At 57.2% G+C, this 21861-nt stretch carries 16 protein-coding genes and 1 pseudogene; 10 read left to right on the top strand and 7 right to left on the bottom strand.

What is annotated here, in order from left to right:
• Nucleotides 1-515 precede the first annotated feature (515 nt).
• The 6 genes from ACOYNV_RS01175 to ACOYNV_RS01150 are packed head-to-tail and all read left to right on the top strand — an operon-like array spanning nt 516 to nt 8402.
• Nucleotides 516-1415, top strand: coding sequence for a zinc-dependent alcohol dehydrogenase (locus ACOYNV_RS01175; RefSeq protein ID WP_422897897.1), 900 nt, complete (start codon nt 516-518; stop codon nt 1413-1415).
• A gap of 11 nt (nt 1416-1426) precedes the next feature.
• Nucleotides 1427-3220 (top strand): asparagine synthase (glutamine-hydrolyzing), encoded by a 1794-nt coding sequence (asnB, locus tag ACOYNV_RS01170; protein ID WP_422897896.1) that lies wholly within the window; start codon nt 1427-1429, stop codon nt 3218-3220.
• Complete coding sequence (locus ACOYNV_RS01165; RefSeq protein WP_422897895.1) at nt 3217-3966, top strand: class I SAM-dependent methyltransferase; 750 nt, start codon at nt 3217-3219, stop codon at nt 3964-3966. Before asnB ends, ACOYNV_RS01165 begins: the two co-directional genes overlap by 4 nt.
• Nucleotides 3963-4805 carry a hypothetical protein gene (locus ACOYNV_RS01160; protein WP_422897894.1) on the top strand — a complete coding sequence of 281 codons (843 nt, stop codon included), beginning with the start codon at nt 3963-3965 and terminating at the stop codon, nt 4803-4805. The genes ACOYNV_RS01165 and ACOYNV_RS01160 overlap by 4 nt, the downstream gene beginning before the upstream one ends.
• Nucleotides 4723-7422, top strand: coding sequence for an AMP-binding protein (locus ACOYNV_RS01155; protein WP_422897893.1), 2700 nt, complete (start codon nt 4723-4725; stop codon nt 7420-7422). Before ACOYNV_RS01160 ends, ACOYNV_RS01155 begins: the two co-directional genes overlap by 83 nt.
• Nucleotides 7419-8402, top strand: a complete 984-nt coding sequence (locus ACOYNV_RS01150) for an AAA family ATPase (RefSeq protein ID WP_422897892.1) — start codon at nt 7419-7421, stop codon at nt 8400-8402. Before ACOYNV_RS01155 ends, ACOYNV_RS01150 begins: the two co-directional genes overlap by 4 nt.
• A gap of 93 nt (nt 8403-8495) precedes the next feature.
• Here ACOYNV_RS01150 and ACOYNV_RS01145 read toward each other — a convergent pair whose 3' ends face one another.
• Nucleotides 8496-10376 carry a GmrSD restriction endonuclease domain-containing protein gene (locus ACOYNV_RS01145; RefSeq protein ID WP_422897957.1) on the bottom strand — a complete coding sequence of 627 codons (1881 nt, stop codon included), beginning with the start codon at nt 10374-10376 and terminating at the stop codon, nt 8496-8498.
• Here ACOYNV_RS01145 and ACOYNV_RS01140 point away from each other — a divergent pair.
• Nucleotides 10330-10638, top strand: coding sequence for a hypothetical protein (locus ACOYNV_RS01140; RefSeq protein WP_422897960.1), 309 nt, complete (start codon nt 10330-10332; stop codon nt 10636-10638). The genes ACOYNV_RS01145 and ACOYNV_RS01140 overlap by 47 nt on opposite strands.
• 290 nt (nt 10639-10928) lie before the next feature.
• Here the strand turns inward: ACOYNV_RS01140 and ACOYNV_RS01135 are convergent, their stop codons facing one another.
• From ACOYNV_RS01135 to ACOYNV_RS01125, 3 genes are all read right to left on the bottom strand, one after another.
• On the bottom strand, nt 10929-13499 hold the full coding sequence (locus tag ACOYNV_RS01135; protein WP_422897891.1) for a DNA phosphorothioation-associated putative methyltransferase: 2571 nt from the start codon (nt 13497-13499) through the stop codon (nt 10929-10931).
• Between the two features lie 27 nt (nt 13500-13526).
• Complete coding sequence (locus tag ACOYNV_RS01130) at nt 13527-15461, bottom strand: hypothetical protein (RefSeq protein WP_422897890.1); 1935 nt, start codon at nt 15459-15461, stop codon at nt 13527-13529.
• Between the two features lie 182 nt (nt 15462-15643).
• Entirely contained in the window at nt 15644-16000 is a 357-nt protein-coding gene (locus tag ACOYNV_RS01125) for a hypothetical protein (protein WP_422897889.1), read from the bottom strand.
• 134 nt (nt 16001-16134) lie between these two features.
• On the opposite strand from ACOYNV_RS01125, the gene ACOYNV_RS01120 reads away from it, so the two are divergent.
• Nucleotides 16135-17055 (top strand): hypothetical protein, encoded by a 921-nt coding sequence (locus ACOYNV_RS01120; protein ID WP_422897888.1) that lies wholly within the window; start codon nt 16135-16137, stop codon nt 17053-17055.
• A complete protein-coding gene (locus ACOYNV_RS01115; RefSeq protein ID WP_422897887.1) occupies nt 17052-17288 on the top strand; it encodes a hypothetical protein in 237 nt (78 codons plus the stop codon). The genes ACOYNV_RS01120 and ACOYNV_RS01115 overlap by 4 nt, the downstream gene beginning before the upstream one ends.
• Nucleotides 17289-17391: 103 nt before the next feature.
• On the opposite strand, the gene ACOYNV_RS01110 is transcribed toward ACOYNV_RS01115, so the two are convergent.
• Together ACOYNV_RS01110 and ACOYNV_RS01105 are read right to left on the bottom strand one after the other, a co-directional pair.
• Nucleotides 17392-18090 (bottom strand): RES family NAD+ phosphorylase, encoded by a 699-nt coding sequence (locus ACOYNV_RS01110; protein ID WP_422897886.1) that lies wholly within the window; start codon nt 18088-18090, stop codon nt 17392-17394.
• Complete coding sequence (locus tag ACOYNV_RS01105) at nt 18087-18479, bottom strand: MbcA/ParS/Xre antitoxin family protein (RefSeq protein ID WP_422897885.1); 393 nt, start codon at nt 18477-18479, stop codon at nt 18087-18089. Before ACOYNV_RS01105 ends, ACOYNV_RS01110 begins: the two co-directional genes overlap by 4 nt.
• Before the next feature lie 761 nt (nt 18480-19240).
• Here ACOYNV_RS01105 and ACOYNV_RS01100 point away from each other — a divergent pair.
• Complete coding sequence (locus ACOYNV_RS01100) at nt 19241-21106, top strand: phage integrase family protein (RefSeq protein ID WP_422897884.1); 1866 nt, start codon at nt 19241-19243, stop codon at nt 21104-21106.
• Between the two features lie 453 nt (nt 21107-21559).
• Here ACOYNV_RS01100 and ACOYNV_RS01095 read toward each other — a convergent pair.
• Nucleotides 21560-21691, bottom strand: a pseudogene (locus tag ACOYNV_RS01095) (IS1595 family transposase); the annotation flags it as partial.
• Nucleotides 21692-21861 lie beyond the last annotated feature (170 nt).

Here is a 21861-nt window from a genome sequence, read left to right as displayed (position 1 = left end):
TTCATGCAGTCATGATTGTTGCTGCGGGATACAAACTGAGCATCATGCGAATTTCACTAACCCACCATTTTCATGCGATTTTTAAAATGACAATGGGAATTAAGATGCTTTAGCCTGCTCAAAAATCAACGCGCATAAAGGCCAATCTTGCTCGCTCAAACAACCGCCGACGGCAATATCCCTGCCGCAATTCATCATAAGCGATACTTCTTCGTTCACCCACGTAGACAAATTTCAACGTCCAGATCAAACCGTGCATATCGAGATATGAGAGTTTGCCTGAAGGAACAGATTTTAGACCGAATGTTAGATACTTACGTCTTTGGTGTTGTACAAAACGTGTTTAACAATTATGCGGATTGTGTGTATTGAATGACAATGTAAAGATAGATGGATCGAACCTCCACGCGCCACAATACGGACCGTTCAAATTTCAAATATTTTGGCTGGTGGTGTTATTACAAGAAATATTAAGTGACGCATTTTGAATGTGTGCTAAAAGCATCCCCATGCTCATGAAAGCCTTGGTCAAAACAGCTTCTGGCGTGCAATGCATGGAATTGCCCGTGCCTGCTTTAAGTGGGCCGCAGCAGGTGCTTATCCGAGTGTTGCGTGCGGCGATCTGCCGCACCGATTTGTTCGCGGCGCGGGGTATTCTGCCGGTGGCGGATGGGCGGGTACTGGGGCATGAGTTCACGGGAGTAATCGAGGCGATGGGCGTCGGCGTGACGCGTTTCGCCGTCGGTGAGCGAGTGGTGGTGAATCCGCTGTTGGCCTGTGGTCACTGCGCGGAGTGCGCGGCAAAAAAGCCGCACCAGTGCGCTCATGCGGACTTTCTTGGGATTCATGCAGACGGGGCCTTCGCGCAGTTCATCGTGGTGGATGAGGCGCAGGTGTTTCCACTCGTTGACTGGGTCGGGGATACGATCGGAGCTTATGCAGAGCCGCTGGCGGCGACAATGGCGATACTCGATGCCGACCTGCCTCCCGATGGGAAAATCGCCGTCACGGGCGTGGGCCGAATCGCGGAGCTGACGCACTTCATTCTTGAAGATCATGGCTACGACGTAACACTGACGAGTGAAGGCGAGTTCGATGCTGTGGTGGAGACGGACCTTTGCACTGCGAACGCGGAGGCCACGCTGCTCATGATCAAGCCAGGCGGGTTGCTCGTATTAAAAAGCCGCAGGCCTGCGGCGGTCGCACTGCCTCCGCTGCTGTGCATCACGCGGCGACTGCGGATGCAGGCTGTGTATTATGCAAAGTTTGAGTGGGCACTGTGCTACCTTGGGCAGTTAGCGCATAGGCTGGATGGCTTCATCGGCAGCGAGTGGACTCTGGAGGCGCACGAACAGGCTTTCGCGGCGGCTTGCTTGGATGATGCGCTGAAAATCTACTTCAAACCTAACGACTGATGTGCGGCATCGTGGCCATTCATTCCGCGCAGCGTGACACGCTGAAACCACGGCTGGAGGCTGCTCTAGCCACCATGCGGCATCGCGGGCCTGATGGTGATGGGACGTGGCTTTCGTCGAGTGCGGGTATTGGTCTCGGCTCGGTGAGGCTGGCAGTGATGGGCGTTGAAAATGGCCGCCAACCACTCGCGAATGAGTCGGGAAATATTCACGCTGTGGTGAATGGCGAGTTCTATGACTTCGAGCGCTTGCGTGGTGATTTGCAGACTCGTGGTCATGTATTCCTGACGAGCAGCGACAGCGAGCTGCTGGTGCATCTTTATGAAGAGCACGGCCTAGACTGCCTGCGGCATCTGCGTGGCGAGTTCGCCTTTGTTTTGTGGGATGACGCAAACCGTCGCTTCATCGCAGCGCGAGATCGTTTTGGCATCAAGCCGCTGAACTTCGCCCGAATTGACGGAGAGTGGATTTTCGCATCTGAGATCAAAGCGATCATCGCAGCGGGCATTGAGCCCCGTTGGGATGAGGTGACATTCCTGCACTGTCTGGCTTATCAATACTCGCGTCCTGATGAGACGCTATTTGCTGGAGTGAGCCAAATCAAACCAGCGCATGTGATGGTGATCGAAAATGACACAGCGCACGAGGTTTGCTACTGGCAGCCTTCCTTCGAGCCTGATTCCATCATCACTGCCGCAGATGTGCGTGCGGCCCTAGAGGAAAGCGTGCGACTGCGGATGCGTAGTGATGTCCCGATGGCCTGCACGCTCAGTGGCGGCTTGGACTCCAGCGCAGTGGCGGCGATCTCGGGTGTGCGGGATTGCTTCTGCGTGCGCTTCGATGCTGAAGGCTATGACGAAGGCACGCTGGTGCTTGCCGATGCTGCCGCGCATCAGCGTGTTCATGAGGTGCGCGTGACGCGGAGCGATCTGATCATGCATCTCACCGCTGCAGTGCGTCAGAGTGAGGGCTTGGCGATAAACGGGCAACTTGTCGGCAAGTTCCTGCTCTCGCGTGCCATTCACGATGCGGGCTTCAAAGTCGTGCTTGCGGGCGAGGGTGCGGACGAGGCCTTCCTCGGCTACTCGCATCTCCAGCAGGATTACACGCAGATACATGCTGCCTTCGCCTTGCAGCGCGGCGTGATGCTGCCTGCGGAGGGCGAAAGCGCTACCTGGAGCACGCCCGCATGGCTGGATCGATTGCCTACCTTTCTTCAGGCAAAGCTGTCCACGGGCAGGCACTTAGCCGACCTCACGCGTGAGCCATTCGACTCGCAGCGTATCCTCGATGGGGCCCTCGCGGACATCGGCGTTATCCGTGGATCACTCGTGCGGCAGAGCGCGTGGCTATGGACTCGTATGGCCCTCGCAGGATACATCCTGCGCACGCTGGGTGATGGCGCAGAGATGGCGCACTCGGTCGAGGCTCGGCTGCCGTTCCTCGATCACGTCCTCTTTGAACTGGCCGCGAAAATCCCCGCTGAGTCACTGATCGACCGCGACCACACGAAGCTCATGCTGCGTGAATCACTTCGTGGACTCCTACCAGAAAAGGTGCGCTCACGGCCAAAGCACCCCTTCCTCTCACCGCCGCTGGAGAGTGACCCAGCGGTGCGGGATTTCATTCGGGACACAATGCACAGCACGGCCTGTCGCAGCCTTCCTCTTCTCGATCACCGCGCCGTGCTCGCGTGGACGGATGACCTCGACACTCTCTCCGCCTCCGCACGCGCGCGGCTCGATCCTGTGCTCATGTTACTACTCACTGCCACACTGCTGAATCAAACCTACTCCCTCTCATGAACACACCCTGGTGGCAGACATTCTATGATGAAAATCTCGCCGACATGCTGCTGGAGCAGGCCAGTATGGTGGAGATCGCGCGCGCAGCGGATTTCCTCATCCAAACCCTTGTGTTGCGTGGCGGCGAGAGCGTGCTGGACCAGTGCTGCGGCAGCGGTCGCCTGACTTGGGAGATGGCGAGGCGTGGCTACACAATGCGCGGCATGGACCTCATCCAGGGCTACATCCAGCGGGCGCAGCAGCGTGAACCTGCGGGCGCAAATGCGCCACTCTTTGAGGTGGCGGATGCCTTTGTCTTCAAAGCTGATCCGCTTTGCGATGCGGTGTTCAATTGGTGGACGAGTTTTGGCTACGCGGATGATGACGATACAAACACGCTTATGCTCCGCCGTGCCTGGGAATCCCTGCGGCCCGGTGGGCGCTATGCGCTGGATTTCATGAACGTGCCCGGGCTTTACCGGCACTTCCTGCCGGATGTCGTCACGCGCTGCGGAGAGGTTACCCTCGTCCGAGAAAGCACTCTCGACTTGTCAGCGAATGTCATCCGTAAGCAGTGGACTTACTTCCTGCCGGATGGCCGCCGCGTGGTGCATCAAAGCGCGGTGCGGCTCTATGATCCGGCGGCACTGCGGCGCATGTTTGAGGACGCTGGTTTCGCTGATGTGATCTTCTTTGGCGATGTGGATGCTTCGCCGCTCACCCTGAGCAGTCCACGCTGCATCATCATTGCTCGCCGACCGCTATGAACTCGCCTTTTTTCAAAACCACACTGCCTGCTGACAACGTTGTCATGCGTGAGCGCCTCTTCGCAGGAGATGTTTTCCTGATGCAATCGGACACAGCCTCTCAGTCGCTCGTGGCTCGTGTCATCAGTCTCATTCAGGAACGGCTGGAGACGGAGGACATCCGCACGGGTCATTTGAAATGGAGCGCGGAGGAGATGTTTGATCGCATCGGCTCATTGCGGCGCACGGTGTATCTGGACGCGGAGTTTCACGAGCGCGTACGGGCTGTAGTGGCGGAATGCGGCTTCGCACCGGGACGCGTGGCCTTTGATTCCATCCGCTTACGTGTAGTGCAGTCTGGTGGGCATCGGAACCCGCTCGCCGCACCCGTATATTACCCGCATCGGGATACCTGGTATGCGCACTCGCAGAGCATGATCGTATGGTGGGTGCCGCTGCATGATCTGGAGCCGGAGGAGACCTTTGTTTTCTATCCCGACCAGCTCGATCAGCCGGTGGCGAACGACTCGGAGATATTTGATTATGCCGTATGGACCAAGGACGGCCCAGCTCTGAAGATTGGATGGCAAAAGCGAGACTCTGGCATCTCCGCCCGCTATCCTGGATCACTGGAACAGGTGATGCCCGCTCATGCCGAGGGCTTCTCCTGTCGTGCGGGTGATAATCTCATTTTCAGCGGGGCGCATTATCATAAAACTCTGCCGCATGATCTGAAGCGCACGCGCTACAGCCTGGACTTTCGTATGGTGCATCTGGATGACGCCGCCGCTGGTCGTGGCGCTCCGAACGTGGACAACCGCTCGCGAGGCAACACACTCAAAGACTATGTGCAGCCTTGATGCCAGTCAGACCTTCGTCTGGAATCTCGCGCGTGTCGTGGAGGCTCATGCGGAGCGGAGCGCCATCGAGACAGCAGCGGGGCAACGGCTGACATACGCGCAGCTCTGGGAGCGTGCGCTGGAGCTGAGGACGGAGTTTCAGCAGCATGGCGTGGAGCGTGGTGTGGTTGTGGCGATCAACCTACCGCGCTCGTTGGATTTCGTCGCAGGCATCATTGCCGTGTGGCTATGTGATGCGGTGGCTCTGCCGATCGATGTGCAGATGCCGCAGGTGCGGCGGGAGATGATCTTGAATGAGGCGAGGCCTAGCTTTGTGCTGGGTGTGGGCGAGAGATTCACGAGTGAAGTCATCTCGACGGCAGCGGCGTATTTTATCTACACCTCCGGCTCTACTGGCCAGCCAAAAGGCGTGCTCGTCTCGCTCGCAGGTTTGGTTTCCGTTTTAAAACAGCAGATCGAGTGGTTTCGGATCACGCCGGAGAGTCGCTGCCTGTGGATGCATGGCACGGGTTTCGATGCCTCCCTTTCAGACATTGGTACAGCGTTGCTCGCAGGTGCGGCGCTATGCTTTGATGAAGTGAAGCCGCATGACCTCGGCCTCATCGAGCGCATGGACATCACGCATGTGGATTTGCCGCCTGCGCTGCTGCCGTATCTTGCTGACTTGACCCGGCTGCAAACCATTGTTATCGGCGGTGAGGTCTGTGCAGCGGCAGTGATTCGGAAATGGGCGGTGAAGACGCGGCTCATCAACGTCTATGGCCCTACCGAGGCGACGATCTGCACGAGCATGATCGTCTGTGATGAAACTTGGGATCGTGCGTGGATCGGGCAACCCATCGAAGGCATTGACTATTGCGTCTGTGGTGACGATGGCCGCGAAGTGGCCACGGGCGAGTTGCGTATCAGCGGGGCAGGGGTGTCGCTCGGCTATCCCTGGCTGCCAGAGCTTTCCGCGCAACGATTTGTAGATGGGGGTAGGACCTACCGCACGGGCGATATTGTCACGCGGCATGAGCATGGTGGCTATGAGTTCCTGGGGCGGACGGATCGTCAGTTCAAGCTGAATGGTCGTCTCATCTGCCCCGAGGAGATCGAGCGTGCGCTTTTGGAATGCGGACTCGCCAAGCGGGCGCATGTGCTTACCTGGCAACGCGGCACGCGCACGTTGTTGGCGGCGTGTGTGGAGTCGGAGGCTGATGACGAGATGCTGCGGGCGGAAGTGCAAACACGACTCCCATCATGGATGGTGCCGACAATTTGGATGATCACGAAATCGATGCCGAGCTTCTCGAATAGCAAACCCGACGCTGAGGCCATTCGAGCCGCGTTGAATGCTCGACAGCTTTCTGGACTGCGTCAGCCTTCTGCCGCATTCGAATGTCCCCCGGCCCCCGAAACGCTCCCGGGGGTTGGAGCACTCCAGAACGCTATCGAGACGATTCGACGGCTTTTTGAAGACAGCCTCCAGCTCAACGACATCGGGCCTGATGAAGATTTCTTCACGGACTTGGGCGGCGACTCGCTCGCGGTCGTCGCGCTGATGGCACTGGCGGCGGAGCGTGCGATGCCGCTGCCGCCGGATGCCATTCATCGTGGCCGCACGGTTGCTGGCGTGGCGCGTTTGCAAAACACCTCGGAGGCGTTATCGAGAGGTCAACTGATGTGTGATATGCTGCTCGATCGGACTTTCCAAACAGCACAAGCAGCCGCGCCCCGCTGCATCCTGCTTACAGGTGCCACGGGCTTCCTCGGCACCGCTTTGATGAATGAACTGAGCTGCAAGGTGATCGCGCTTTCGCGGAAGAGTGGCGATGTGCGGCTGGAGCGTTTCGGCTGGGATGAGGCGAGGTGGAGAATAATGACCGAGGAGGTGGATACCGTTATTCATCTCGCGGCGGAGGTGAAGCTCTTCGCACCTTATGCCGAGCTAAAGGCATCGCAAGTCGATGGCACACTGAACGTGCTGCACTTCTGCGCGGAGGGACGTGCGAAGACGCTGCACTTCGCCTCCAGCCTATCCGTTTTTGTCGATGCTGATCCGCTAGTGTCGTGGTGCAGGGAGGATGATCTGCGCCGAGACATCACGCTGATCCACGGTGGCTACGCGCAGTCGAAATGGGTGGCTGAGCAGCTCGTTTTGCAGGCGCGTGAGCGTGGGCTGCGTACGGGGATTCATAGGCTCGGGCTGCTTTCGCTGAATGCGCAGACGGGCAGCGGACCGAGGAATGATTGGCTCACGCTAGCGCTGCCGGGGCTGATGAATGGGTCTGCGGATGAAACGCTGGCTTTTGACCTAACGCCGGTTGATCACGCGGCGCGAGTGATGGGCTGGCTCATCCGCCATGGTGCAAATGGCATCTTCCACATCGCAAATCCGCAGCCGATCACCCTGGCACAGATCGTCGCGCTCGGAAATGGTAGGGCGAGCGCGTTTGCCACACTGGCATGTCGGCGCATGTATCGCTCATTGGATATCTTCAAGTGCTCGCGCACACACTTTGACATGAGGGAAACGACGCTGGCACTCGCGGGCAGCGGCATCGTTTTTCCAGAGATCACAAGCGACTATTTGCGCCGCTGCCTGCGTCATGCAGAGATGCCCTCCATTGCATGACACATCCCGCACAAACCGGAATGATGCTGGGCAAATTCCTCCCGCCACACTATGGACATGTGTATCTCGGCGACTTCGCGCGGCACTTTGTCAAAGAGCTGACCATCGTGGTCGGCACGCTGAAACGCGAGTCCATCCCCGGCCATCTGCGCTATCAGTGGATGAAGCAGCTCTTTCCCGGCGTGAATGTGGTGCATCTCGATGAAGAACTGCCGCAGAACCCGAGCGAGCATCCCGATTTTTGGCAGCGCTGGCAGACTGCTTTGGAAAACATTCTACCCTGCCGGCCCGAGGTCGTCTTTGCCTCCGAGCCGTACGGTCAAAAGCTGGCCGAGGTGCTCGGCGGACGCTTCATCCCGGTGAATCCTGACCGCAGCATCCGTCCTGTCAGCGGCACAGCAGTTCGCGCCGATCCCTACCAGCACTGGGATCTCATCCCACCTCCCGTGCGTGGTTTTTATGCGAAGCGCGTGTGCATCTTCGGCCCTGAATCCACGGGTAAATCGACACTCACACAAAACCTTGCCTCGCACTTCAAAACATGTGCCGTCCCCGAATTCGCCCGCACGCTGCTGGAATGGCGTGAGGGCAAACTCGACGAACAAGACCTGCCTGACATTGCGCGCGGTCAGGCCGCGAGCGAGGATGCACTCGCGCCTTATTCGAATCGACTCCTCTTCACTGACACCGATCCGCTGGCGACTTGCATATGGTCCGACTTCCTCTTTGGCCGCACCGATCCGACGATCACCGAGCTAGCGCAGTCACGCCGCGCCGATCTTTATCTACTCACAGATACCGACGTGCCATGGGTGCCCGACGTCGTGCGCTACCTGCCCGAAGGACGCGCTAACTTCCTCGACCGCTGTGAGCAAGCTCTCATCCACGAAGGCCGCCGCTATGTGAAGATCAGCGGAAATAGGGAGGAGCGCATGCAGCAGGCGGTGGGGGCAGTGACAAGCCTGCTCTGCGAGCGCTAATTCACGACCACGCAGCACTTCGATTTCCGCTCGCAGGCGCGTGATCTCGGCTTCGGCTTGCTCAGCCAGCCTGCGGTACTTCCTGTCAGTTAGTCAGTCGGCCTCAATAAGTTCAAGGCCGCTATCTTGGGCCATCGACGCCGGGATTTCATCGCCTTCATCAACGGCCTCGGTATTCGCAAATACAGCATTGCCTGTTGTGCGTGCAACCAGATCTAGCAGCAGCTTTTGCCGCGCTTTCATGAAGCCGTCGAAGTCGTTGGCATATAGCTCCGGAACGGGGATGCAGTGGGATTTAAGGTAGGTAGCGAGTGCGGCTTTTTCGATGGGTGGCTCGATGATCTGTCCGTTGGGGCCGGCCTTGCCATTTTCCAGCTTTTCCAGATAACTAGAGGGCGCTACTCCGCCGATTATGCGGTTGGTACGGTATCCTAGAGGAGTCTTATTGACTACGGAGTCGTAGAGGGATGCCGGTAACTTGGGCGACTGCTTCTCACACCAGTCTTTCGGGAAAATGTGATGGATATCGACGCCTTCATCGAAGAAGATGGTCTGGTCAAAGGTTTGGCCGCTGCGGAAGTCGATGGCGCCTTGCCGCAGTAATAGCGCCTGCAAACCCTTGTAGGCAGCAGAGAGGCGGGAGCGCATGGTTAGTAGGCGTTCGGCACGTAGCACGCCATCGGCAACAGTGGAGGGCTCGGCACCACCGTCGAGCCAAACCGGCATTTCGAGTATGTCTTTCGAGAAGCGGCTTTCAACGGTAGAACCATATAATTCGCCAAAAACGCCGCACCAATACCAACGGGCGATCTTGTCGTTGTTGGTGGCGTGTTCGGCCTTATCACCGATTTCGGCAAAGATAGCCGCCAGCGGGACGAGTTGCGTCTGGTAGGGGAGATCGCCCACACGGTGAATTTGCTGCTGGCGCAGGAATTTGGCGGCACGTTCGAAGCCAAACTGGACCGCGTTGGAATATTTTTTGTAGGCTGCCAACGGCAGATCAAGCAGCGATTGACGGGTGGCGCGGACAGCCGGCCAGTCGCTTTCCTTCTTCGACGGATCTGCTATTGCCGCAAGGCGGAGTTCCTTGGTATGCAGCAGGGCGATGGCTTGCAGGAAGTCAGTCGAGGCAACGTTGGCCAGTACACCCTGCACCTGCCCGGCAGCGCGGCCGTAATTGGCAAGGCGCTTTTGGATGCCTAGGCGTCGGTCTGGGTTGTCGGCTTTCTCGTCACCGAGCCAGTCATCTCGTAGTTTGTGGCCTTGGGCGGCATACATGGCGGTGAGTAACTCGAAGGCATCGAGTGATTTACCGCCGGTGTTCACCTTCTCGAAGACTAGGCACACGGCTTCGTGTGAGGTATCGGCGCCGAGCGCGATGACCGGAACCTGGTATTCTGAGAAGCTGTTTAGGACTTCATTCTTGAAGCGGAAGAACACTTCGATCTTTCCGCTTTCGCCTTTTGTATTCCAGTAATTCCAAAAACCTTGCATCCACGGATCAGTGCTGAATGCCTGGTTCAGCGGGTACATCAGTTGTTCGTATTCCAACTCTGGCGATGACAGATTGAGAACAATGTCCTTGTCGAAGTTTTCCTTCAACTTACGGTCTTCTGGAACGGCGAAAATCGCCGACTCGCGATCAGCCTCGCTATTCATTGCCTTCATCATGTCGATGTAGAACCATCGCTTAATCAGTCGCTTCTTAGCGGTAATGGTGGAAACGACCTGACGGCGCATGCAACTCTGGTACAAGGAGGTCATGCGTTGTTGGCCATCGAGTAAAAGTTGTTCAGGCTTCGTCTGTGCTACAACCGGAGTGCCCTCAATGGGGCGGTATGCAAACACTACACCCGTGTCGATCTTCGATTTGAGCGACATCAGCGCCCCCATCGGAAACCCGCGTGATACTGAGGCGATGAGGCTCATGATGCGTTCTTCCTCCCAGACCCAGCTCCGCTGGAAATCAGGCAATTGGAGTTTGCCATCTTCGCAAGTTTTAAGCAGCGTGTGGAGCAATACCGGATTTGTGTCGAAAGTTGTTTTGGCCATTTGTGCGCTACTCCCTGTCTATTCTTATTGGTTACGCTACTCTCAAATGCTGTTATTTGCTTTGTTGGACGAACCGCTACGCGGAGAATTCGCTAGCCCACGCCGCACGATTTATCCTTCAATTTCACCCCTTGCTTCGGAGGGGGATGATTTTGCAATATATCGTGAAGATAAACCAGCATGACGCGTGATCCGAAGTGATTTTGATAAAAAATCGAAGTAAAAGTAATTACAAAGCAGTGCAAATCCGACGAAAACATTTTTTTTACAATCAAAATCTACGCGTTAGGGAATTTGCGAAGTAAATTGGAACCTGTAAATTAAATGGCTTACGAATTCTTATTGTTTGCAGAATTACTTCAATTCACGGGAATAAAAGGAAATCTAGGTATTCCCGTTTCCTGACCCTCCTCCCCGGATTCAGCTTTCGCTTCATCCTGGCTACGACAGTAAAATCAGCTTAAGGTAAAACAGCTAACCAAGTGCCTTTACAACCCGTGGCACTAATCGCCCACTCTTCCCAGGAATCATCCGTACGATTGCACGATTTGCATTTGGTCCGTAACTGACGTGAATTGGCCTGTCCTCGCCATAGAAGTAGAGTCGATCAAAAGGTGTGTTGGCAACGACCCATTGCGCCACCGCCAGCATGTTTTCATCCTCAACGATGAAATCAACCGCCGCACCAAGGCGAGAGCAAATGGGTACTCCCATGCGATTCTTCTCGTGAGCGGCGTGTTGATCCAACCTGGGTTCAATGCGACCCGTGATTTTCCGGGCCAGCGGCGGTGAACAAAATCCGTAGGTTAGCCGGATCATCCCGAAATAGTCGATGACCGGATCCAATACCTGCTCGACCAATTCCACGAGCGCGTTGTAGCTTTCGGGTTGCACCGGCAAGTTAGGCAATCCGGTTTGTAATTGTGTTTCGCCGCATTCGATGAGTTGTCGAAAGGTCAGGAAGCGCCCGCAATGATCGTCAAGGTTCGGGATTGTGCGCGACCGCACCAGATCGAACCCGGAGATCGTCCAGCGCTGGCGGGACAGCTCCGAAACAAAGACATCGGGTGACGGGCCGAAGACGGATCTATCAACGAGTTTAAGGTTATCGAGTGCCTGCTCGAATGCCATCTGCTCCGGGTAGTTCCTGAACTCTTCGTTGATGTAGCGCGACTTGTGAAAAAGGAACGGTGGTTCGAAGTATTCACCGTAGGCAAAGTAGTCGATGTTCTGCTCGCGCAGCTTGATCTTGACCCGCTCGACCATGCGCGGCAGCGGATGATCTTCAAAGTGGTCAAACCGCATCAGACTGACTTTGCCCGACCCCGTATGGATCTTGATCAGGTCAGCGTTACGATAGTCGCCGTAGAGCACCGCGGCACATCCGACATACACCCGCAGCAGTGGTGGAAGCTGCTCGACAAGGCTGACGTGCAGTTGAAGATACCGACCTGTCTCAAACCAGCCCAGGCCAAGCTCGCAAGCTTGACGACACGCCTCGTCAATGGCCTGCACATTCGCGATCTGGAACAGCAAGGCCTGGCCTCGCGCTTGGGCGGCGGCATAATCGCCAAAGAAGTGCCTGATATCCTGCTGCAATCCACGCTCCAGGTGGCCGTAAGGTTTGCGTCGCTCAAACTGATTGAGGGCAAGGAAGACTTCCAGATCGGCAACACGAGACGCGGCGGCCCGCTCGATTTCGGCAGGATCATGACGCTCCTCCAGAAAACGCAGCGCTTTGGGCAATGAGCCAAAGCCCTCGGTCAGAACGATTAGATCATCCACCTCCGACTTGTCCGGCCTGCGTCCAAGACGGCACCATCGTTCCCACAACCGATCCAGCGGTTCACGATAAGCATCGTACTTTGCCTTGGCGCGATCCAGGAGTGGTTTTTGACCCTCTTCACGTTGGCGTGGAGACGGCGCGTTCAGCCCGCGCAATCCATTGCGCCTGCTGCGAAAACGGTCAACCAGGAAGCGTTGTTCCGCATCCTTGTCGCGAAAGACGTAGAGCACCCCGGGCGCCACAGGAATGGCTTCCTGATCGAGGACATTCTCCAGAAATCCCTTAATCTCTGATTGGGTGAAATATTTTTGAAAGGTGCGCCGCTGGGTCATTACCCCATCGCGAAATTCCTCACCTCGCGGATTATTCTGGTTAGACAGCATCACGGACACCACCAGCAAACGTTCGGCGACCGACCATGCCCGAGTTAAGGCATCGAGTCGCTCATCGAAGTCTTCGATGACATTGATGACAAAACCAAGATTGACGATGGCCGCCGAGACAATCGGGTTGTCCGGTGCATAGTAGGGATCCCATCCGGCGGCAGCCACGCCGTTTTCGAGCAACCCCCGAACATCATCGCCGCGACCACAACCGTAGTCGAACACTGTATTCCGGCCATCGAGATAACCATGGCGGGCCAACGACTGCACAGGCGCTGAAAACCCGTAGCGAACCATTGCCGTCAGGTGTCGCGCGGCCTGCCAACCAGCGCGCAGCGGAGCCTGCCCGTCGTCATCGACGACTGCGGTCAGGGCCGACTCATCATTTCCCAACGGCACCAGGGCGTGTCCCTCGATGCGAAAGCCTTTTTCCTGAACCAGAGCCAACCACTGGCGACGATATCCAATGCGTTTGGGCTCGTCGAACAGCCCGATGGACTCGGCGGTGGCGGTCAATGTCGCGTATGCTTCGCGGCGAGTATCGTCTGTCGAGAGCAGCAATTCCTTGCGATGCAGGATAGGCGGATTGAACGATTGAGCATAGCTACGATAGCTCACGATCGAGCGGTCCATATCCACCAGCCAACTCTCACGTAGCGAGGGGAAAGGGTCTTCGAAAAAATCAGGGTAGTGCAGCAGTGCGATCCGTACTCCCGCGTCGTCGATACGTACCAAATTGAAATGCACATGTCGACTGACGCCGGACAACAACTCGGCTTTTGCCACGCCTGCCACTGCATCGGCATCGAGGCAGGAAAGCGAGTTAATGTGAAGGTAGGTGCTGCCTCCGATAACTTTTGTCGGAATCAAACCCATCGACGCTTTCCTCTCTCTCAGCCAATGTTAAGCGCATACGTTCAACAATGCGGATAGCAGGTCAAAAATCTGACGCTGCTGTGGTTCCCGGAGACACTTAATGCGCGCCAAAAGTTCGTCCAGACTCAGGCGATCCAGATGCGCTGTCAGTGTTGTCGCGATCGGATCCATTCGAGACTGCTCCTCGGGACAGAGCTCGCAAGGTGGAGTCCGGATCCGTTCTAACAACCGCTGGGTCGTGTGTGCATCCAGGCGATCGACATTTGGAATATCCAGGTAGACCTGTTCCCAGGTAGCGACCTTAGTACGACGCGCCAACTCATCGATATCTGCTCCGCGCCGCCGAACCGCATCAGATAATGCATCGACTTGGGCGACGTGAGGCGCCGCCAAAAAAGTTGGGGCCGTACGCAATTCCCTCTCGAGGGCAACGCAACCCGCTCGGTCAAGCGAATCGATCCGGACTCCCAGTGCTAAACGCGAACTGAACCATTCTGCGGAACGTCGCCGAGCCGCCGCTGAGCGCTCGTTCCCTAAAGACTCGTAGATTGCCGCCATATTCCATGCCGGATCGATCTCATTACTCTCTAAAAACTCGGCCATCCCGGCCAATTGAAGTTCAATCTGGTGCGCCAATACCGCTTCAAGACGTTCCACTGAAACGTCGCTGATCTCCCAAGATCCGACGTCGGACAGAATACGTTCGAGTTGCGTCGCCAGTTCACTAACTTCGCTCTCATCTCGGGTGCCCGCAAAGACGGCACGCAGCCGATTGACCCGGGTCAGCGCCTCCTGAAGTGAATCCTTGCTGTGCAGAACCAACGCATAGACGCCCGCCAGTGCATCTTCCTGTCGTTTGCAAGCCACTCTGAGTTTATCCTGACGCTGCTCAATGGCTTGAATGTGTGCAGCGATCTCGGCTGGTGCAAGAGCGCCCGTCGCCCCCTGCATCCCTGTGACGAGGTTGTCTCCCAGAATGATTTCATCACGAAGGTTACGAACAGAGGTCGACTCCTTCGGCTCCGGCTGGCGCGGATAATCGTTGCATTGCGCCAAAGTCAGGCTGAATGCTTGCCGAGCTTCAACCGTTTGGATGCAGCGTTGGGCCTGCTGGGTCAGCGCGTGTGCCTGCCCAGAGAAGCCCAAACCGGTCAGCGATCTTGTCTGGCCCTCGGTGCGGCGTCGAAAATCAGTAACCATGGCGGCATTTTGGCAACTCTGGCGGGGAATCCAACCGGCAATTTCGCGGTTGATCAGTTCTTTCACAAAAACCAACAGGCCGTCGCATTCATCCACGTAGATACTCGGCCAGAGATGACTATCCTGCATTGCATCCCGCTGAAACAGCACCTGACCACCCAGCCGTATTGCGTGTTCGACGCTCGATTTTCGCATCGCCGACTCGATTTCACGTTCCCAACCCTTGATCTGGCCGACCGTAGCCACAACGATCTGTTCAATCTTGTCGGTCGCATCACGGTGATAGTTGTAGTTTCCTTCAAGACTCTCAGGAAGCGGGTCGACCGTGCGCATCTGCTCAGCCTCACGCGCCAGTCTCATTTTTTCGCCGTAATTCTGCTCTGCTTCCCAACGCTGCAGCAGGCTTCTCCAGCGACTTTCGCTGTCTGCCGAGAGAAAACGGATGCAGCTCGTTGCCAGAACGGCCTCGTCCAGATGATGCTTCCCCTGTTTGTTCGGGAACGCGGAGCCGAGCCAGTCGGCTGAAGCGACGAGCATGCCGTTCTGCTCGATACGCCGGGGCGGACTGTCCAGTCCCAAAAGCAGTCCCAGCAGCAGGCTCGCCGAAGACGCATTGAGTCCATAGGGCGGTGCAATCAGTGCGCGGTAAGAGGTCAACAAATTTCGTCGTGAATCCTCTTGATGAGCCTGCTCCAGCCACTCGAATACGGCCTTGACGCGCGGTTCCAGGGGCGGGGCCAGATCGCCGGTACGCCGGCCCAATGCTTTCCAACTTCCGATCAATACCGCTTCGACGCGGTTTTGCTGTCGCTTTGGCAGCGCCTGCCGTCAACCGAAGTAAATTTGTATAAAAAACGAAGTAAAAGTGCGAAAAAATTGACGGTGTGTCGAGCATCATAAATCGCACCCTTTAATAACAATCACTTACGCTATTTGCGAAGTAATTATACGAAATTGTTGATATGCGTTTTTTTGCGCTCCGTTGGACGCGAAATAAAAGCAATCGGTCGAGCTCGCAGGCGCCAAACATGCCGGTCCAATTCCGTGACACCGAGCAGATCAATGCAGTCGAGGCATTCATTCCAGGACGCTTCCAACGCGTTGGCAAACTCGATCATTTCAGCATCCAAATCGTCAACATCAGACACTGACTGCTCTGCTTTCCATTCCGCTAGGCCATACAAAGGCATCAATTGCTCGCTGACGAAACGTGCGCCGGAGGAGAGATAGGGCAAGATGCGCATCCAGTTCTCGATCCAGACGTTGCGCGAGGCCAGATTCTTGACGTCAATGTAACGCACGCCAACGTTCTCATCTGGACTCAAGAAACCGGCGCGGGACGGCTAGTCATTACGAAAAGTATTTGTGGACAAGCGCGTTGTCTTACGTGACGTCACGTTTATAATGAATTCCGTCACGTCACGAAAATGAAGTCATGCCCACCAATATAGACACCACAACCAAGCTCGGACGGAAGCCCATTCATAAATCACCCGCCGCCCGGGCCGCTGCCTATCGAGCACGCAAGGCGGAAAAGATTGCCGCCGCGCTTGCTTTGGCAGCCCAACCGCCCGACACCACAGAGCTCGATGCTCTTAAAAAACAATTGCAGGCATCGCAAGACTGTTTACGAATGGCCGAAACGAATCTAGAAAGATGCCGAGCAAAGTCCGCTTCATCGCACTCACCCAAGGGATCAACACCAGGCAAGCCCCGCTCGTCATCGGACAACCGCATGGAAGCACTCCGGAAATACTATGTCGACGGTGGATGGCCAAGGCCCGAGGACGCCAAACGATTGCGTGTCAGCACGAAAAAGGCGTCCGGCGCCGCGAAGGAAATTTTCGAGGTCATTGGACGACTCCATTTTGAGATGCGTGACGCCATGGCCGGTGATCTGGACGCCTTGGCAGCCGCGGCCGCTTTGCTTGCCGATTACGGAAACTCGCTCGAAAAAATCCAGAAGGATGCAGCGTTCGCTGTTGAAGTGAAGGCCGTTACTCAGAAAAGGGCCAACGACGCCTTAGTTATTCAGACGATCGACGAAATCCTGCCTGACGTGTCGACACGAAAAGAGGACGCCAGAAGGCTCGCTGAAGACCTGGTGAACTATGAGACCGAAGGCCGCACCTGGTTGGCAACAAGGCATCACACCGCGCGCGGGACGCCCCATGTGAATAATGATTTCCACCTTGCTAATGCCATCAAGATTGGCGATGGCGCCCAAATTCAGCGCCTGGTTGCCGAGTGCAAGATCGAGATGGCAACACGGGGGCGGTCATTTATGTATAACGGGGAGACTTGCTGGATGGGTGGATGGGAAGACTTTATTGAATGGAGGAAGGAAGACAGATGACCACGCCGAAGATACGGCCTCCACCAACGGGTCACGCATCGTGGCTCGACTACGCTGTTGACACGATGGACACCAGGTCAATCGAGATTGAGAGCCTATTTGATGACGTTGAGAATGCACCGACGCGAGAAGCCATGCGCCATTCTGCACGCGCTGAACTTGATGCGTTGCGACAGGCGACGGCTACCATCAGGTCCGATCCGGGCGATGCCGTTGTGACAGTAAAAGGTTAACGTTGGCCGTTGAGCAATTCTTCTTCCGCGGGAGAAGCACTTTGGCGCTCTTGTTATTTGCAAACCCGCTGTATGACGAATGCTCAAGTGGTCAGGATGGAACTTATATTTCAAGCAAGACCACACCCGGCTCCCTTTCCACAGCAATGCCCGTGCGCGTTGTCGAGTACGTCAGAAAGCCTGCGTGCCTGGGATCGGCAAGCACTTTAGGATTGAATACAGCATAAACGCTGCCCAGGGTTCTTGCTGAGGGCGAGACCAACCCTGGATGTCCCTCCCGATGGATTTTGGCCCCCACCTGGTGGGGCAGGGTGTAGTCCTCCGGATGAACCAAGGATGGGAAGCGTTGGGCGGCCAACCTCAAATCAACCAGCGCCGCATCGCAACGCACCTGATAAATTTTCCGTTCAATCGTGATCCCGGGCTGAAGGTAGCCCGCGTCACGCAGAAATCCGGATCGCCAGTGAAAGGCCGTCTCATGAATCGTGGTCTCAATGCCGTCCGCGCCGTACCAGACGCCATAGGACCCATCCGAAAACCGGCTGCGCATCCAGTGCGTGAATGGGTAGTTGATGGCATCGTTCCAGATCGCTTCCTCAAACGGACGGTCAATAACCGGCACGTGGGACGAGAAAACCGCGGGTTTTGTCGACCTTTCGAGTTCAATGGCGCTGTTCCAGTCTTGAGGATCCGGGCTCAAGTCGTCAAACAGGTCTTGTGATACGCGAATCGAGACAATATTCCTCACCAGGTCGCCATGCGTTTCTGCCAGGCCCGCCGCGGAGAAGACGTGCTCGATCATTGGCCGCGCGCCCGGTCAAGGTAGGCCCGCACCATCAACAGCCCGGCAAACCCGTACGCCTGAATCACTTCAATCGGCGAACGGTTCTGGAACGCCAGATTCCGCGCCTTGATCCATCCATAGGCCAACGCACGATTCTGTGAAAATAGAAGGCGCAGATTCTTGTGGATGCCCAGCAAGTGACCGGCACGTTCCAGGGTATCGCGACTGCTGGCCAGCGGCTCCCCCCGGCGGTAGCGCGCCAGGGCGGCCCGGTTCGTGGTGGAAAGTCCCAGGGCATCGAGCTGTTCTTCCGTGTTGAGCTGCCAGTGATCGAACAACTGCATCAGCATGGAGGCCACGGCCTGGCGATCGACGGTTTCGGTCTTGACGGTTTCGACGGCGAACATGAGCGTCTCCAGGGGATTAGTTGTTACAATTATAACATATTTTGTTTTATTTACAACTTTCAATGATTCATCTTTACCTGATAATGCGTATTATCAGGCTTACGTTTATGTGCTAGAATGCCGGCAGATGAACTTAATCCACCCAAAAACCCCGCTTTTGCGCCCGCCGGAACGGGCCGCCGCATTCCCCAGCGCGCGCCTTGCGCGGCCCCGTCCACCCCGGTGCCTGGAGAAGCGCAGGCCGACGACGTCGATGACCGTTCGCCGCCGGGTTATCGTACGAGACGGAAAAACGCTTCGCTGGGTGACCCCGACCATCGCGCATCCACGGTGTCGCCGTTTTCCCCGGCCGGCGGCCACCCATCCCGTTTTGCCTCCCGCAAAAACCGCAACGCCGGCCGCGGATAGCCAAAATAAGGCGCTCGCGTGTTCAGAACGGGACGCACAAAGGCCCCTGGAAGCGATCAAATGCACGCCACGCAGGCACGGGCATCAAACGCAATGGAAAATGGCACCGCGGGCGTTTCTGGCGGTTTCAGGCCCGTCGCTTTCCGCCCCGGGCTTGGCAATGGCCGCCTCGCGGCCTAACGCGACCTTGCTGACACGACCCATCGGCGGCGGCCACCCCAGGTTCGCGGGAAGCGTTTGGCCGCCGCGCCCGGCGAGGCCCGGTGACGAAACGATCAACCAAGGCACGCCGAGCGGCCTTGATCCAAAAGCGAGCGGGTCGTCGCACCGGGCACGGACTGCACGGGGTTGCCATGGCGCAGCATAACGAAATCGAAACCCCCGTCGTCCGCTACACCCGGGCGGACTTCACGGCGCTGCGCGCGTACCTCAACCGCGTGGCGCTCGAGCGCATTGCCGACCTCTACTACACCGAGGATGACCGCGAGCAGCTCGGCCTGCAGGATCCCGGCGACCTGCGAGCGCGCCTCGACACCATGCGCGACCAGCTCGTGCAGCGGGCCAGCGAAGCCAACCCGCACCTGGCCGAAGCGCTGCGCGATGCCCGGCGCGCGCAACGCTATTCGAAGACCGCCATCGATTATCTGGTGCAGGCTGCCGACCAGGACCACACCCACCCGAAACGCACGGACCCATTGTCCCTGTGGTTCCGGCCGCTGATCACGTCGCTGCTGAAAGGCGAAGGCGCGCGCACGCTCGAGGGCCTGGTCGACCTCATCAACGCGCGCGGGCCGGGCTGGTGGAAACCCATTCCGCGAATTGGCGAAGGCAAGGCCGCGGCCATCGTGCGCTGGCTGCAGCGCCACCCGGTGATCGCCGCCGGATTCGACGCGGCGGCCTGGCCGCCGGTACCGGCGGAGCGCACCGATATCGTCGTGCTCGATCCCGATGCGCCGGTATTGATCCCCTTCGAACGCATCGGCCTGCCCGAAACTCTGTCCGGCGCCCAGGGCATGAACCGCCCCTCGGCGGCCAATCACCGGTCCCTGATTTCGGCAAAAAACGATCTGCAGGCGATGGAGGCGTACCTGTATAAATTCCGCGCCCAGCCTAAAACCTGCCGTTCCTATCAGAAGGAGCTTGAACGCTTCCTGCTCTGGTGCGTATTGAAACGCCGCCGCGCGCTGTCGAGCATCCTCTTCGAGGATTGCGAAGCCTACAAGGATTTTTTGGGCGGTCCCGATGAACGCTGGATCGGTCCCCGGGCGCCACGCCTTTCCGCGCAATGGCGGCCGTTTGCCGGAGTCCCTTCCCTTCCCTCGCAACGCTACGCGATCCAGGCCCTGCGCAGTTTCTTTTCCTGGCTGGTCAATGTGCGCTACCTCGCGGGCAACCCTTGGGTGACGGTGGCCGACCCCCGGGTCGAACAGGCGATCCATGCGATGCAGATCGAGAAGGCACTGCCCGAAGCCCTGTGGCGCAAGCTCGCGCAAGCGGAGGGCGTGCTCGATCAACTCTGCGCCACGCCGGATGACGTCCTGCGCGAACGCTATCGGATGCGCGGATGGACAGCCAAAATTTCCATGGCCGCCCAGTTCCGCTTGCTGCGCGCGGTGCTCCTCCTGCTCGGGGATGCCGGATTGCGGCGCGAGGAAGCGGCGACGGCCTCGCGCAGCAAACTGAAACCCCTGCCTGAAATGCCCGGTCTGTGGGAACTCGAGGTACTCGGAAAACGCAACAAGCGGCGCACTGTCTTCCTGCCGATCCGGGCCATCAACGCATTGCGGGCGCACTGGCAGGATCGCGCGCTGGACTTCGACTACGGCATGGTCGCGATACCCCTGATCTCGCCGCTGGCCATTCCCCCGACGGCGTCTTCCCGGAAGAAGCACACCAGCGCCGACGGCCAGCGCCGGGACGCCGGGTTCACCCCGGACGGGATCGGCCAGCTGATTTTCGCTTCGCTGATCCGGATCGCGGACGACGAGACCGTGGCACTGGACTTCGACGAACGGGAGATCCTGCGCCGCTCCGGGGCGCACGCTTTCCGCCATACGTTCGGGACGATCGCCGCCGCCAAGGAGGTACCGCTGGATGTGCTGCAACGCGCCTTGGGACATGCCTCGCTGAACACGACGACGATCTATGTGCAGGCCGAGAAGCGTCGCTCGATCGAGGAATTGGCCAAGTTGCACGCGAAAATGAATGTCTGCCCGTAGGATGATCCGGTCGGGCAAGCGACTTTGTTGGCCGTTAAGACAAAGACGACTCGGGTGAAACCGGCCGTTCATCAAAACAGGATCAGGCGATCTTATGGGCAGCGATTGGACGGGGCCGAGATCACGTCACGACGGCGCACCCAACCACTTTTTTGTCACTCTTGGCGCGGGTGGTTTCTGAACTAACGAGTTTCTTATTGTCTTCTTGCAATAGCCTACTCAATTCGATCCACTCAGTTTATTCCATGACTTGCTGCTTGGGATCAAGAGATCAAACAACTCGGCCAGCCTGAAGGTGCGGTATATAAAGGTTGGTTCCCATACCCCCCTGATAATTCAACACATGAAAGAAGCCATAAAATGCAAAATTCTTGTAATCTTTTCTCTCGATAATGGGTCTCCCCTTCAAGCTACCTGGTGCCGATTTTCCATGGAAATGGTTGTAAAGGATGCCGGGCCTACAGTCACGGACTGCTGGGCGAGACGGATAACAAATAACATTCTGCAGGCACTTGAACTGCGACGGTTGAAGCGAAACGTGAATTCATCGAGGTAGTAATAATCGAGATGCCGTTGTACAACACGCAGTAGCGTAAAGAACAAACACCCCTGTGCTGCAAGTCGACGTTATGAACGCGCGGCATGACTTCATTGGCTTTTCCGTCCGAGCCGCTAATGCCTGTGTCGCGAAGATTGTAGCCAACTACTTGCAGGTCAGAGCAACCCTTTTACCCGTCTATATGAATAGTCGCCCC

This window comes from Propionivibrio sp. (assembly GCF_049316945.1).
GTDB lineage: Bacteria > Pseudomonadota > Gammaproteobacteria > Burkholderiales > Rhodocyclaceae > Propionivibrio.
This window is presented reverse-complemented; position numbering and strand designations above follow the sequence as displayed.